The 13,692-nt window shown below is 45.2% G+C and carries 13 protein-coding genes; 4 read left to right on the top strand and 9 right to left on the bottom strand.

Features of this window, described 5'->3' with window-relative positions; all coding sequences use genetic code 11:
* Positions 1 to 8 precede the first annotated feature (8 nt).
* Genes frdC through frdA form a run of 3 tightly spaced genes read right to left on the bottom strand, consistent with a single transcriptional unit; the run spans position 9 to position 3,000 of the window.
* Positions 9 to 392 (bottom strand): fumarate reductase subunit FrdC, encoded by a 384-nt coding sequence (gene frdC, locus BS333_RS13010; RefSeq protein ID WP_021710543.1) that lies wholly within the window; start codon positions 390 to 392, stop codon positions 9 to 11.
* Positions 392 to 1,153 (bottom strand): succinate dehydrogenase/fumarate reductase iron-sulfur subunit, encoded by a 762-nt coding sequence (locus BS333_RS13005; protein ID WP_021710542.1) that lies wholly within the window; start codon positions 1,151 to 1,153, stop codon positions 392 to 394. Before BS333_RS13005 ends, frdC begins: the two co-directional genes overlap by 1 nt.
* Positions 1,153 to 3,000: a fumarate reductase (quinol) flavoprotein subunit gene (gene frdA / locus BS333_RS13000; protein ID WP_021710541.1), complete on the bottom strand. Its 1,848-nt coding sequence runs from the start codon at positions 2,998 to 3,000 to the stop codon at positions 1,153 to 1,155. Before frdA ends, BS333_RS13005 begins: the two co-directional genes overlap by 1 nt.
* Positions 3,001 to 3,281: 281 nt before the next feature.
* On the opposite strand from frdA, the gene epmA reads away from it, so the two are divergent.
* The 3 genes from epmA (at position 3,282) to BS333_RS12985 (ending at position 5,996) form a co-directional block, all read left to right on the top strand.
* Positions 3,282 to 4,253, top strand: a complete 972-nt coding sequence (gene epmA / locus BS333_RS12995) for an elongation factor P--(R)-beta-lysine ligase (RefSeq protein ID WP_021710540.1) — start codon at positions 3,282 to 3,284, stop codon at positions 4,251 to 4,253.
* Positions 4,254 to 4,368: 115 nt separating this feature from the next.
* Entirely contained in the window at positions 4,369 to 5,004 is a 636-nt protein-coding gene (locus BS333_RS12990) for a TetR/AcrR family transcriptional regulator (RefSeq protein WP_021710539.1), read from the top strand.
* A gap of 35 nt (positions 5,005 to 5,039) precedes the next feature.
* Entirely contained in the window at positions 5,040 to 5,996 is a 957-nt protein-coding gene (locus BS333_RS12985) for a hypothetical protein (RefSeq protein WP_021710538.1), read from the top strand.
* Between the two features lie 42 nt (positions 5,997 to 6,038).
* On the opposite strand, the gene BS333_RS12980 is transcribed toward BS333_RS12985, so the two are convergent.
* The 5 genes from BS333_RS12980 to BS333_RS12960 form a co-directional block, all read right to left on the bottom strand.
* Entirely contained in the window at positions 6,039 to 7,169 is a 1,131-nt protein-coding gene (locus BS333_RS12980) for a murein hydrolase activator EnvC family protein (RefSeq protein ID WP_021710537.1), read from the bottom strand.
* Positions 7,170 to 7,210: 41 nt separating this feature from the next.
* Positions 7,211 to 8,032 carry a serine O-acetyltransferase gene (gene cysE, locus BS333_RS12975; protein WP_021710536.1) on the bottom strand — a complete coding sequence of 274 codons (822 nt, stop codon included), beginning with the start codon at positions 8,030 to 8,032 and terminating at the stop codon, positions 7,211 to 7,213.
* 98 nt (positions 8,033 to 8,130) lie between these two features.
* Positions 8,131 to 9,168 carry an NAD(P)H-dependent glycerol-3-phosphate dehydrogenase gene (gpsA, locus tag BS333_RS12970; protein WP_021710535.1) on the bottom strand — a complete coding sequence of 346 codons (1,038 nt, stop codon included), beginning with the start codon at positions 9,166 to 9,168 and terminating at the stop codon, positions 8,131 to 8,133.
* Between the two features lie 195 nt (positions 9,169 to 9,363).
* Entirely contained in the window at positions 9,364 to 9,828 is a 465-nt protein-coding gene (gene secB, locus BS333_RS12965) for a protein-export chaperone SecB (RefSeq protein WP_021710534.1), read from the bottom strand.
* A 208-nt stretch (positions 9,829 to 10,036) separates the two neighbouring features.
* On the bottom strand, positions 10,037 to 10,471 hold the full coding sequence (locus BS333_RS12960; RefSeq protein ID WP_021710533.1) for a rhodanese-like domain-containing protein: 435 nt from the start codon (positions 10,469 to 10,471) through the stop codon (positions 10,037 to 10,039).
* Between the two features lie 571 nt (positions 10,472 to 11,042).
* Between BS333_RS12960 and gpmM the strand changes: the two genes are divergently transcribed.
* Positions 11,043 to 12,575 carry a 2,3-bisphosphoglycerate-independent phosphoglycerate mutase gene (gene gpmM / locus BS333_RS12955; protein ID WP_021710532.1) on the top strand — a complete coding sequence of 511 codons (1,533 nt, stop codon included), beginning with the start codon at positions 11,043 to 11,045 and terminating at the stop codon, positions 12,573 to 12,575.
* Positions 12,576 to 12,820: 245 nt separating this feature from the next.
* Here the strand turns inward: gpmM and asd are convergent, their stop codons facing one another.
* Entirely contained in the window at positions 12,821 to 13,678 is an 858-nt protein-coding gene (gene asd / locus BS333_RS12950; protein WP_021710531.1) for an archaetidylserine decarboxylase, read from the bottom strand.
* Positions 13,679 to 13,692: the final 14 nt, after the last annotated feature.

Below are 13,692 nucleotides of genomic sequence, written 5' to 3'. Positions count from 1 at the left end.
TCAGCTCCTTACATCACAATGAGAACAATCAGTGAGATAAAGGTAACGGCTGCCCACTGAATAAGAACAATGATTTTCTTGTCTATCGGTTTTCCGTTTAAACGGATAGGCATCACTTGTGGCATCATATTAAAGAAGGTGTGAGCATGAAAAAGGCTACCCAGTAAAGCGACAACATTGATCGCCATAACGATAGGGTTCGCCATGAACTCTAACCAACTTTGCCAAGCTTGTGGCCCTTTTACTAACGCGCCTAAGCCCACCGTTAGGAAGAGAGTAAATAAGATAAGCGGCAATACCGTTGCTTCTCGTAACATATAAAAGCGGTAGAATGGATTATTTTGCCACCAAGTACGTTTTACTTCTCGGATGTAAGGCTTTCTGTTACTCATTACTTTGCCTCCACTGTATGAGGTGAACCATCAGGTTTAAGCATCGCGATAACAAAATCCATCGAAGAGGCGATCTTACCTTGGTTCACTGCCGCTGCAGGATCCACATTCTTTGGACAAACGTCAGAGCAATAGCCTACGAATGTACAACCCCAAGCACCATTTTCGCCATTAATTAACCCCATGCGTTCATCTTTGCCGTTATCGCGACTGTCTAAATTGTAGCGATGTGCCAGAGTCAAAGCTGCAGGTCCAATAAATTCAGGATTTAGACCAAATTGAGGGCAGGCGGCGTAACACAAACCACAATTGATACAAGCGGCAAACTGCTTATATTTGGCCATTTGTGCAGGTGTTTGCAGGTTGGTGCCATCTTCCGGTTTGCGATCGTTACCGATGATGTAAGGCTTGATCGCTTCTAAACGTTCAATGAATGGCGTCATGTCGACAATCAAATCTTTCTCGATAGGGAAATTGGCTAATGGCTCGATCGTGATACCGTCTGGGTAATCGCGAAGAAAGCTTTTACATGCGAGCTTAGGTACGTTGTTGACCATGATGCCGCACGAGCCGCAAATCGCCATTCGACAAGACCAGCGATATGACAGCTGTTTATCGAGGTTATCTTTGATGTAACCAAGGGCATCAAGAACGGACATAGTGTCATCAAACGGCACATCGTAGCTTTGGATGTAAGGTTGCGTATCTTTTTCAGGGTCGTAACGCAGAATATCGACTTTTTGAATGCGGTTAGCGGGCATTATGCTTGCTCCTCTGCATGTGGAGTTACGGCCTCAGTTTGTGTTGTTTGCTTTTGTGTGGCGGTTTGCTCTTGTGCGGCGGCTTTCTCTGCTGCTTCACCATACAAACGTGCTTTTGGCTGAGATTTAGTGATGGTGACATCGCTGTATTCTATGCTCGGCGAGGCATCATCGGCTTGGAAGAAGGCGAGAGAGTGCTTGAGGAAATTTTGATCATCACGCTCTGTGCAGCCATCATCAAGACGTTGGTGTGCGCCGCGAGATTCTTTGCGCAAAATTGCCGAATGCACCATAGCTTCAGCCACTTCAAGACCATAACCAACCTCGATGGCGTATAGCAGATCGGTGTTAAAGACCTTGCCTTTGTCTTGAATTCGGATACGTTTGTAACGAGCTTTAAGTTCGGCCAGTTTATCGATGGTTGCTTGCATCAAATCTTGTTGACGATAGATGCCACAGCCAGCTTCCATGGTATGCCCCATTTCTGTGCGAATATCTGCCCAGTTTTCATCACCTTCTTGGCCCATTAGCGCTGTAATACGCTGCTCAACAGCCTTGACTTGAGTCGCAATTGAATGGTCATTCCACCCGCTAAATTCAGCGGCATGTTTGACGGCTTGTTCACCAGCAACACGACCGAATACGACGAACTCAGCGAGAGAGTTGGACCCCAGACGGTTAGCTCCATGTAACCCGACAGAGGCGCATTCACCCACGGCGAACAAACCTTTAATACGCGTTTCACATTGTGCGTTGGTTTCAATGCCGCCCATGGTGTAATGCACGGTTGGGCGAATTGGAATTGGCTCTTTGGCTGGGTCGACATTGACATAGGCTTTGGCAAGCTCACAGATAAAGGGTAAGCGTTCTTGCAAATATTCTTCTCCGAGGTGACGAAGATCAAGGTGCACGACATCCCCAAGAGGATGTTTGATGGTGTTACCTTTTTGCTGTTCATGCCAGAATGCTTGAGATACTTTATCGCGTGGTCCCAACTCCATGTATTTGTTTTTTGGCTCTCCAACAGGGGTCTCTGGCCCCATGCCGTAGTCTTGTAGATAGCGATAACCATTTTTATTAATGATGATCCCACCTTCACCGCGACAGCCTTCGGTCATGAGAATACCTGTTCCAGGTAGGCCCGTCGGATGGTACTGAACAAACTCCATGTCACGTAACGGGACTCCATGACGATAAGCCATCGCCATTCCATCGCCAGTGACAATGCCACCATTGGTATTACAGTGATAGACTCGTCCTGCTCCACCTGTTGCGAGGACTACAGACTTGGCTTTGATCGTAACAAGTTTACCTTCCGACATATGGATAGCAATGAGCCCTTGTGCTTGACCCTCATCCACCAACAAATCCACCACAAAGTATTCATCAAAGCGTTTGATGTTGCTGTACTTCATCGATGTTTGGAACAAGGTGTGCAGCATATGGAAGCCTGTTTTATCGGCCGCGAACCAAGTACGTTCAACCTTCATACCACCAAAGCGACGCACGTTGACTTCGCCGTTTTCTTTACGGCTCCACGGGCAGCCCCATTGCTCCATCTGGATCATTTCACGGGTTGCATTTTCTACAAAATATTCCACAACATCCTGTTCACATAGCCAGTCACCACCGCCGACAGTATCGTTAAAGTGGTTGTCTAGACTATCTTCATCCTTGATAACTGCTGCCGAGCCACCTTCTGCTGCAACCGTATGGGAACGCATAGGGTAAACTTTAGAAATCAAAGCGACTTCTAAGTCAGGGTTTGCTTCAGCTGCTGCAATGGCAGTACGAAGACCAGCGCCGCCTGCGCCGATGACTGCGATATCTGTGATGATCGTTTGCACAGTTATCCTCCAGTTGGTGATGCGGAAAATCCGCTTGTTATTGTGAACATGAAAGGCGAACAAGCCCTCACTTTTAGTAGGGGTAGTGTAGGGGAGGTAGAAGGGGCAAAAATTGATGTATTTAGGTTTTTTTGTCGGTAATACGATCCGAGAATAAGAAAATATAGGATATGTGATTATTATCACGTGCTCGATATTGCCAGTTTTCTACTTGGAGGGGCTAGGAAAAACGGGGCAAAATTGCTATTTTTCCTCTCCTTTCTCGTTCTTAGAGTTTTGTTATGCAAACGACCTGGCAACCGAGTGCCTCGATATCAAATCTTCGTCAGCGAGCGGCTTTAATCGCGACCATTCGTCAATTTTTCACTGATCGACAGGTTATGGAAGTGGAAACGCCAGCGATGAGCCACGCTACGGTTACGGACATTCATTTACAGACCTTCCAAACCCGTTTTGTTGGTCCTGGCTATGCGGATGGTCAGCCATTATTTTTTATGACTAGCCCTGAGTTTCACATGAAGCGTTTATTGGCGGCGGGCAGTGGCTGTATTTATCAGATCGGTAAAGCATTCCGTAATGAAGAAAGTGGCCGACATCATAACCCGGAGTTCACCATGTTAGAGTGGTATCGAGTGGGTTTTGATCATCATCAGCTAATGGATGAGATGGACGAGTTGCTGCAAGCGATATTGCGATGCGAGGCGGCAGAGCGAATGACCTATCAACAAGCTTTTCTCAATGTGCTTAAGGTGTGCCCGCTTGAGGCGTCGATGGCTGAATTGAAAAAGGTTGCTGATACTCTCGGCTTAAGTGACATTGCGGCACAAGAAAATGATCGCGATACGCTTTTACAATTACTGTTTAGCATGGGCGTGGAGACCCGTATCGGCCAGCAGGTTCCCGTCTTTGTGTATGATTTTCCTGCTTCCCAGGCGGCTTTAGCCAAGATTAACCAGCAAGATCCTCGTGTGGCGGAGCGTTTTGAAGTGTATTTTAAGGGGATTGAGTTAGCCAATGGCTTTCATGAGCTGGATAATCCACATGAGCAGCGAGTTCGTTTTGAGCAAGACAACGCCAAGCGTCTGGAAATGGGGCTACCAATCCAACCGATTGACCAGAACTTGATTGATGCGCTACATGCTGGACTGCCAGACTGTGCAGGGGTGGCACTGGGTATCGACCGTTTGATTATGTTGGCGCTCGGTTGTGATCATATTGACCAAGTGAGTGCATTCTCGTTCCCTATTGCTTAAATAGAATATAACGAAAACAATAATCTACGTTTGATTTTGGTAAAAGCGCGGCTATCGACCAAAGCGTTGTGAGCCGCTATACTCGATGGCCGAATGAGAAGGGAGTTTGATAACAATGAAAACGCGCGACAGAATTGTCTATGCTGCTCTGGAGTTGTTCAATCAACAGGGTGAGCGTAACGTGACAACCAATCATATTGCTGACCATCTTGAAATCAGCCCAGGTAATCTTTACTACCATTTTCGCAACAAGCAAGAAATTGTACGTGATATTTTCACGCTCTACTCGAATGAATTAATTGAGCGTTTTACGCCCATTCAAGGTTCGCAGGAGAGCTTAACCATGTTGAAGCGTTATCTTGATTCCATTTTTACTTTAATGTGGAAATATCGTTTCTTCTACGCAAACTTACCAGAAATTCTCGCTCGAGATGAGCACCTACACGAAGCTTACATCGATATTCAGAATCAGTTACAAGCCAACTTAATTGCCATTATGCAAGAGTTTGTCTCGATGAGATTATTGGATGTGGAACCGCAACAAATGGAATCTTTGGTGCGTACCTTACACCTGATTGCTTGCAGCTGGTTAGCTTACCAACTCGCGATGTCACCAAAAACACCGATCACAGAGCAAATGGTTAAGCAAGGCATGCTACAGATGCTCAATGTTGTTAAGCCAGTCGCAACATCACAAGGGATGGAGCAGTTAATTCTGCTTGAAGATGCGGTTAACGCATTACACAGTTAATCTAGTGCTTTTCGGTGTGTTGAGGCCAATATTCAATGAATTACGATGTCTTTAATGGTGACGCGGATGGGATTATTGCCTTACTTCAACTGCGTTTGGCCAATCCAACTGATGCTCAATTGGTCACGGGAGTAAAGCGGGATATTCACTTGCTAGACAAACTCACCGTTCAAGCGGGTGATGAGCTGACGGTGTTGGATATTTCAATGGAGAAAAACCGTGTTGGTCTAGAAAATGTGCTAAGGCAAGGGGCTATAGTATTTTATGCCGATCATCACCAAGCTGGTCACATGCCCAAATATGAAGGTTTAACCGCGCACATCAATCTAGACGCCAATACTTGTACGGCTTTGATTATTGACGAGCTTTTAGAGCAGCGTTTTCATCATTGGGCGATTGCAGGGGCCTACGGCGATAATTTATTGGCAAAAGCGGAACAACTGGCTGATCTTGCTGGGCTGAATAGCGAGCAAAAGACACAGTTGGAGCAGTTAGGGACGCTGATTAATTACAATGGTTATGGTGCTCAATTGGATGACCTTCATTTTCACCCGGCCGATTTGTTCCGTGCTTTAGTCCAATATCCTTCTCCCTTCGATGTGATTGCGGATCTTACTTCTCCTTTTTATTCCCTACAATCGGCTTACCAGCAAGATATGACACGAGCACAAAGTGTGTTGGCAATGTATGAAGGTCAACGATTAAAACTGTTTGAGTTACCGAATCAGGCATTCTCTCGTCGGGTCAGTGGTGTGTATGGCAATTGGTTGGCCAATCAGGAGCCAAACTTTGCTCATGCAGTGTTAACCGATAATGGTGATGGCAGTTTTACCGTGTCTCTTCGAGCTCCTCTTAACAATAAGCAAGGAGCTATGGCTGTGTGTGGGCAGTTTCCATCGGGAGGTGGAAGACAAGCCGCAGCAGGCATCAATCAGCTACCTAAAGCCTCGCTAAATGCTTTTATTTCGGCGGTAGAACAGTATTACGCTTAAACTTTGTTATTGTGGTCTGTAAGATCACCAAAACGACTTTGTTTAACGGCGTTTGAGCCACGATTTGGGGTTTTGCGCTTCGCTGTTACGGCGAATTTCAAAATATAAAGAAGGTCTTTCTTGCCCGCCAGTATCTCCCGCTAGGGCAATGACTTCCCCTTTAGTGACTTTATCGCCTTCCTTTTTGGTCAAGGCTTGGTTGTAGCCGTATAACGTCATGTCACCTTTGCCGTGATCGAGCAAGACGACTAAACCATAACCACGAAGGTATTCTGCAAAGACAACGGTACCGGGATAAACCGCTTTAACTTGTTGACCATAGCTGGCAGACAGCACGATGCCTTTCCAGTTAACTTGACCCGTTTGCCGGGTGCCAAAATTATGCAGAACGCGACCCTTGATTGGCCATGGCAGTTTACCGCGCTGTTTCGCTAAACCATCCATGGGAACGGCGTTACGTTTTGCTGCTTTAGCTATCTCAGCTTTGAGGCGAGTTTCATTGCGTTGCAGTTCGGCCAAATAACGCTTGTCATCTTTAATGCTTTTCTGAATTTTATTCAGTGTGCCTTTACGTTGTGATTGCGTTTTAGCAAGAGAGGTCTTTTTCTCTGACTGCTGGGTGAGTAGAGTTTGAATTTGCTGCTTTTCTAATTCCAGCTGCTTTTTGTTGTGTGCTAACGCTTCCGTTGTTTTACTTATAGCATCAATGACTTCCGCACGAGCTTGAGCTAATTGCTGAAAATATTGGCTGATGCGATCTTCTTCTACCCCATCATTGAGTAAATGGCCATTAGCTTTGGCTCGGTCAGTCATATAATAGACTTGGAGAAGTTGTTTGAGCTCCTGCTCTTGAGTGTTGCGTTGTTCTTCTTGGCGAGTGATTTTGCCTTCTAACTTAGCGATGTTTTGATCGGCTTTCGTTAATTCGGCTTTGGTGGTTTTGATGTCTTTTTCGAGTTTGGAGATCCCCAGTTCTTGGCTTTTTAGCGATTTTTGTAGATCATTAAGCTGTTTCTCTTGTGAGGTCAAAGATTTCTTTTGGCGTGAAATTTCACTCGATACGCCTTTCAGTTCTTTCTGACTGGCTGAGTGAGCGGTAAGAGGGTGGAGCGTGAATAAAGCCCCCACTAATAACAAAGTTGAACGTACTACTGAAAAATGTTGTTGTCGCACTTAGATATTACCTACCGCGTTGATCTAAAGAGTTTGGGTGATTAAATACCGTCACCGTGAACGAAGCTTTGTGACTTGCCGTTAAAGCCTTGATCCATATCGAGAGAAGGTTTGTCCGTTTTAGGACGCCCCAAGATTTTTGCTGGGACACCTGCCACCGTAGTATGGGGCGGAACCGGTTGTAAGACCACAGAGCACGAGCCGATTTTAGCGCCTTCGCCGACTTCAATATTGCCCAGAATTTTTGCGCCAGCTCCAATCATCACGCCCTCACGAATTTTAGGGTGACGATCGCCGCATTCTTTACCAGTACCACCTAGTGTGACGTCTTGTAATATGGAAACGTCATTCTCCACTACGGCTGTTTCACCGATGACAATCCCTGTGGCGTGGTCAAGCATGATACCACTGCCGATCCGTGCTGCTGGGTGGATATCAACTTGGCAAGCCACAGAAATCTGATTTTGCAGGTAAGTGGCCAGAGCAAAACGGCCCTGTTTCCATAGCCAGTTTGCCACTCGATAGCCTTGAAGAGCATGGTAGCCTTTGAGGTAAAGCAATGGCATGGAGTACATTGCAACAGCAGGGTCACGAGTCACGGTTGCGCAAATATCGCAAGCAGCGCTGTCGGTTATCATTGGGTCGGCAGCAAAGGCTTCTTCAACGACCTCACGTACTGCCATCGCTGGCATAGAAGCGGTGTTCAATTTATTGGCTAAAATGTAGCTTAATGCCGCACATAAACTGTCATGCTTGATGATGGTAGCATGATAAAAACTTGCCAGCATGGGCTCTTGCTCTGACATTTCACGGGCTTCTGAGACGATTTTATCCCAGACTTTTTTCTTCTTGCAGTCTTTCATTGTTGGTGTCCTGAATGATTCTTCCGTGATCCGTCAGTATTTTTTACTTTTATTATTCTGTACTTTTGCTTACCAGTCATTTTTGTGAGGCTAGTGGTTTATTTGCCCTCAGTTTTTTTATCTCGAGCAAGTAAATCTTGGGCAGCTTGACGTGCTTCTTTACCTTGATACAACACTTGATAAATTTGGTCAACAATTGGCATCTCTACACCCATGCGCTGAGCTAATACCCAAACCTCTTTGGTATTACGGTAACCTTCGACCACTTGACCAATTTCTTCTTGCGCGACATCCACCTCTTTTCCTTGGCCAAGAGCTAAACCAAAGCGACGGTTACGTGACTGATTATCGGTACACGTCAAGACTAAATCACCAAGTCCAGCCATGCCCATAAAGGTATCTGGCTGAGCTCCTAGCGCGGCACCAAGACGGGTCATTTCTGCTAATCCTCGGGTAATCAAGGCAGTGCGAGCATTGGCACCAAAACCAATACCATCGGACATACCGGCCCCAATTGCGATAACGTTTTTAACTGCCCCGCCAAGTTGCATACCGATAAAGTCATGATTGGCGTAGACGCGGAATGTTTTTCCGCAGTGGATTTGCTCTTGTAGGTCAGAAAGAAAGTCAGTATCAGGTGAAGCAACTGAGATGGCGGTTGGCATGCCCATCGCTAATTCCTTAGCAAACGTTGGGCCTGACAAGACAGCAAGAGGGTAATGTTCACCAATGACATCAAAAGCCACCTCTTTTAGTAGGCGGCCTGTTTCTGGCTCTAACCCTTTGGTGGCCCAACAAATACGCGAGTCTTTGCGCAAGAAAGGCTGGATATTCGTGAGAACTTGGCCAAAAACATGGCTTGGCACTACAACAAGAAGATCACGGCTGGCTTGGGCGGCCTTTTCTAGGTCTTGCTCAATAATTAAGCTATCAGGGAAATCAATATTTGGCAGAAAAGCGTGGTTGGCGCGATCATGCTCAAGGCGAGCCATGTGTTCTGGATCATGCCCCCAAAGGATAATGTTTGCGCCATTTCGAGCAAGGGAAATAGCTAATGATGTTCCGTATGAGCCCGCTCCAATAACGGTCATTGCGATCTCTTTACCATAAGCATTATTTGAGTTTGCTGGTGTCATATTGCCGCCTAGTTATCTTTTTACTACTAGTAATCTAGTCCATAAACGCCAGATTTTACGCACTCTAGAGGCTAGGGACTAGAAACTTTTGTGAGAAATAAAAAATGCACATAACATCGTAAAGAGGATGCTGTGTGCATTTTTATCGAATATTCAACGCATCAAACGTGGAGATACGTTTTATTTCAGCTCGAATTATGCTTCGACTTCGCCTTGCTGCGCTTGTTGCTGTAGGTAGTTCATGAACAGCGCATCAAAGTTAACTGGTGCTAGGTTTAGCTGTGGGAACGTGCCTTTTACCACTAGGCTTGAGATAGTTTCACGAGCGTATGGGAATAGGATGTTCGGGCAGAAAGCGCCAAGGCAATGTGCTAATTGACCTGCTTCCATTTTCTCAGCAGTGAAAATACCACCTTGTTGAACTTCACATAGGAATGCAGTTTCTTCTTCGTTCTTCACTGTTACAGTAAGACGTAGAATCACTTCGTAAACGCCTTCACCCAGCTCACGGCTTTGCGTGTCTAGGTCAAGTTTTACGTCTGGATTCCATTCTTTTTGGAAAATTACTGGAGAGTTCGGTGCTTCGAAAGAAACGTCTTTCAGGAAGATACGTTGAATTGCAAAGTTTTGTTGTGCGTCTTGTGGTGCTGCTTCAGCCATTTTTCTATTCCTTAATCAATAATGAGTTGGGTGTCACTGCGTGCCCTAAACCCAAGAAGAGGTTTTGCTCTGAGGCTAACGGAGAGAATCAACCTTGACCAGATGAGGTACTGATTTCATTGCAGGACTTCACATCTTAATGTTGCGGTTGATTCTAAATTGTTCAGTTAGAACCTCAGGCGATTTGCGCTGTAATATTTCTGAGGCCTTATTTCTTTCCTCGAATCAGAGGAAGGTTGGCTTCATTCCATGCGATCAAACCATTTTTTAGTAGGCTGACATTAGTAAAGCCTGATTTTGCAAGTAGGTTTGCACTCTCATGAGCGTTGTGGCCTGTTTTGCATACTAGGATGATTGGGTCTGATTTGTGTTTTTCAAGTCCACGAAGCGTTCCCGCTTTAATATCTGATGGTAAAATGTGAACTGAATCAGTAATGTGACCTTGTTTGAACTCATCTTTTGAGCGAATGTCGACGACAACGCCATTTTCACGGTTCATCAGGTGAGTTAATTGACCCACATTAACGACCTTGTAAGGAGCGGTTGCTGATTTCACTAAGTTGACGATAAGCGCAACCAGTAGGCCTACCCAAACTAAAGATAGAATCATATTTTGTTGAAAAAATTCAATGTACTCTTGCATGTCTTGAGCTCTTGCACGGTTGGCGGAAAATAAAGCTGGAGTATAGCGAGGTTAGCCGTCTTAGGCGAGAGGGTAAAAACGTTCTGGTCAATAATTGAGACTTGTACATTTCGGTTCGATGTTGGATAAAGTCCTCTTCTTGATAAAAAAGACACTACTCATGGTAGCGTTTGGAAAAAACTATTAATGTAATTGGCAGAAACGATGGTCGCTTTTTTCTTTAACGGTGCATAATAGTCTCATGGTTTGCAGAAGTGGTTTCTACTCTTGATTGGATTAAAAGATGAGGTCTAGCTTAAAAAGAGAGAGTCCTGATTAAAACAAAGATAGCGCCTGTCATAAACAGAATATGGATTATCAAGAAAAGAGCACTGATGCGTTTGAATTACTGGAGAAACCTGCGAACGAACAGGTCAAGTTGTAAAATAGCAACGATAAATCGCACACATAATTTGATCTTACCCTACAGTTTTGGGTTAAAAGTGTAGTAAAATTACGCTAGTTTTGTTTCAAGGTTCGTTTGGGTTTCGCCCTACACCAACAGTTACTTAAATTTGATGAGGTCATTACTATGTCAGCGAAAAAGCCATTGGCTTTAGTTATCCTTGACGGTTACGGTCACCGTGAAGACACAGCAAGCAACGCAATTGCCAATGCCAAAACACCAGTAATGGATGCGCTTATTGCGAATAACCCGAATACACTCATTTCTGCTTCTGGCATGGATGTGGGTCTACCTGATGGACAAATGGGTAACTCAGAAGTCGGCCACACTAACATCGGCGCAGGTCGTGTCGTATATCAAGACCTAACTCGTATCACTAAATCTATTGCTGATGGTGAATTTAGCGAAACTGCAGCGCTAGTCGCAGCGATTGATACCGCAGTAGAGGCAAATAAAGCGGTACACATTATGGGTCTGATGTCACCAGGTGGTGTTCACTCTCATGAAGATCATATTTATGCGGCAGTAGAAATGGCGGCGGCACGTGGTGCTGAAAAGATTTACTTGCACTGCTTCCTTGATGGACGTGATACGCCACCACGCAGTGCAGAAGGTTCGCTTCAACGCTTCCAAGACCTTTTTGCCACATTAGGTAAAGGGCGTGTTGCTTCAATAGTGGGCCGCTATTATGCAATGGATCGTGATAACAACTGGGAACGTGTTCAAGTTGCTTATGACCTGCTTACTCAAGCTAAAGCAGAGTTTCATGCAGAAACGGCGGTGGCAGGTTTAGAAGCGGCTTACGCTCGTGATGAAAATGATGAGTTTGTTAAAGCAACGGCAATCAAAACTGCGGAGCAAGAAGACGCGATCATGCAAGATGGTGACTCGGTGATCTTCATGAACTATCGTGCAGACCGTGCCCGTCAAATCACTCGCGCTTTTGTTCCTGAGTTTGATGGCTTTGAACGTGCGACTTTCCCAGCAGTTAACTTTGTTATGCTAACGCAATATGCCGCTGATATTCCGCTTGCGACTGCCTTCCCACCAGCATCACTCGAAAATACTTACGGTGAGTGGTTGTCTAAGCAAGGTCAAACTCAGCTACGTATTTCAGAAACAGAGAAATATGCTCACGTGACTTTCTTCTTCAATGGTGGTGTTGAAAGCGAGTTTGCTGGTGAAGAGCGTCAGCTTGTGGCTTCTCCAAAAGTTGCTACGTATGACCTTCAACCAGAAATGAGCTCTCCTGAGTTAACTGAAAAGCTGGTTGCTGCAATTAAATCAGGTAAGTTTGATACTATCATTTGTAACTATCCAAATGCTGATATGGTTGGTCATACGGGGGTTTATGAAGCCGCTGAGAAAGCAATCGAAGCGCTAGACGAAAGTGTTGGTAAAGTGGTAGAAGCCATCAAAGAAGTAGGTGGCCAGCTACTTATCACTGCTGACCACGGTAACGCTGAAATGATGGTGGACCCAGAAACAGGTGGTACACATACAGCACATACTAACCTACCAGTACCTTTGATTTATGTCGGTGACAAAGAGATTGAATTCAAGTCAGGTGGTAAGTTATCAGACCTTGCACCAACAATGCTGTCTCTTGCTGGCTTAGAGATTCCTGCTGAAATGTCTGGTGATGTTCTGACTAAATAAGCACGTTTGTACTGAAAAGACATATACCCTAAAGCCCTTGGTTAGAGATAACCAAGGGCTTTTAGTTATGTCTAAAACATGGGCAATTAGATAACGTGAAGAGTAAAAAACAGATAATGTGAAGGGTAAAAAAAGCCTCTGAGGTCAGTCAGAGGCTTTGCGTTCAATGAGCGTCTAGAAAAGCCAAAGAGGCTCTACTGAGCTCGATATGCGTGAGCTCGCAGCGCTGACTTCTTCTTACAGGCTTACTGCTTATGTGCGAATGGCGTGCCCATCAGTGTCGGCTTACCATTTTCAATGCTGGCATCAAATGTTACGGCATCTTTAGCAAACAGGTTAATAACCGTTGAACCAAGTTTGAAGCGGCCCATTTCTTCGCCTTTCTTCAATTTAATTGCTTGTTCACCTTCTGCTGGGTAGTCCCACTTATACACGGTATTACCACGTGGTGGTGTGATGGTGCCAGCCCAAACTTGTTCAATACTACCGACAATTGTTGCACCGACAAGCACTTGTGCCATTGGCCCAAAGTCTGTATCAAAAATACACACAACACGTTCGTTACGAGCGAATAGGTTTGGTACATTTTCTGCTGTTAATGGATTAACAGAGAACAGATCGCCAGGAACATAGATCATTTGACGCAAAGTTGCATCACACGGCATATGGACACGATGATAGTCTCTTGGCGATAGGTAAAGTGTTGCAAAGGAACCGTCTTGGAATTCTTGAGCAAGTGCTGCATCCCCACCTAAGAGTTCTTGAGCTGAGAAATGATGGCCTTTTGCTTGGATTAGCTGACCATTTTCAATCGCACCGAATTGGCTCACGCAAGCATCAGCCGGGTGAGTTATCACGGACTCGTCTTGTGTGATTGGGCGTGCGCCTTCTTTTAGTTCACGGACGAAGAATTCATTGAAGGTCTCAAAATGCTCTGGGTTTGAGTGCTTCGCTTCATCCATGTTGACGTTATATTGCTTTATAAACCAGCGGATTACGGCTGTTGTTAGACGACCAGCTTTAGCGGAAGCCAATTTGCCTACCAAGCGGGTTAAACCATGCTGAGGAAGCCAGTATTGCAGTCCAACTTTAATTTTATCCATCTCTAATTCCGATA

It is taken from the genome of Vibrio azureus, from assembly GCF_002849855.1.
Lineage (GTDB): Bacteria > Pseudomonadota > Gammaproteobacteria > Enterobacterales > Vibrionaceae > Vibrio > Vibrio azureus.
Note: the sequence above shows the minus strand (reverse complement) of the source record. Positions and strands in the feature narration are given on the sequence as shown.

Coding starts and splice junctions, on each gene's coding strand:
- frdC (WP_021710543.1), bottom strand. CDS start 392: ATGAGTAACAGAAAGCCTTACATCCGAGAAGTAAAACGTACTTGGTGG.
- BS333_RS13005 (WP_021710542.1), bottom strand. CDS start 1,153: ATGCCCGCTAACCGCATTCAAAAAGTCGATATTCTGCGTTACGACCCT.
- epmA (WP_021710540.1), top strand. CDS start 3,282: ATGCAAACGACCTGGCAACCGAGTGCCTCGATATCAAATCTTCGTCAG.
- BS333_RS12990 (WP_021710539.1), top strand. CDS start 4,369: ATGAAAACGCGCGACAGAATTGTCTATGCTGCTCTGGAGTTGTTCAAT.
- BS333_RS12985 (WP_021710538.1), top strand. CDS start 5,040: ATGAATTACGATGTCTTTAATGGTGACGCGGATGGGATTATTGCCTTA.
- cysE (WP_021710536.1), bottom strand. CDS start 8,032: ATGAAAGACTGCAAGAAGAAAAAAGTCTGGGATAAAATCGTCTCAGAA.
- gpsA (WP_021710535.1), bottom strand. CDS start 9,168: ATGACACCAGCAAACTCAAATAATGCTTATGGTAAAGAGATCGCAATG.
- secB (WP_021710534.1), bottom strand. CDS start 9,828: ATGGCTGAAGCAGCACCACAAGACGCACAACAAAACTTTGCAATTCAA.
- BS333_RS12960 (WP_021710533.1), bottom strand. CDS start 10,471: ATGCAAGAGTACATTGAATTTTTTCAACAAAATATGATTCTATCTTTA.
- gpmM (WP_021710532.1), top strand. CDS start 11,043: ATGTCAGCGAAAAAGCCATTGGCTTTAGTTATCCTTGACGGTTACGGT.
- asd (WP_021710531.1), bottom strand. CDS start 13,678: ATGGATAAAATTAAAGTTGGACTGCAATACTGGCTTCCTCAGCATGGT.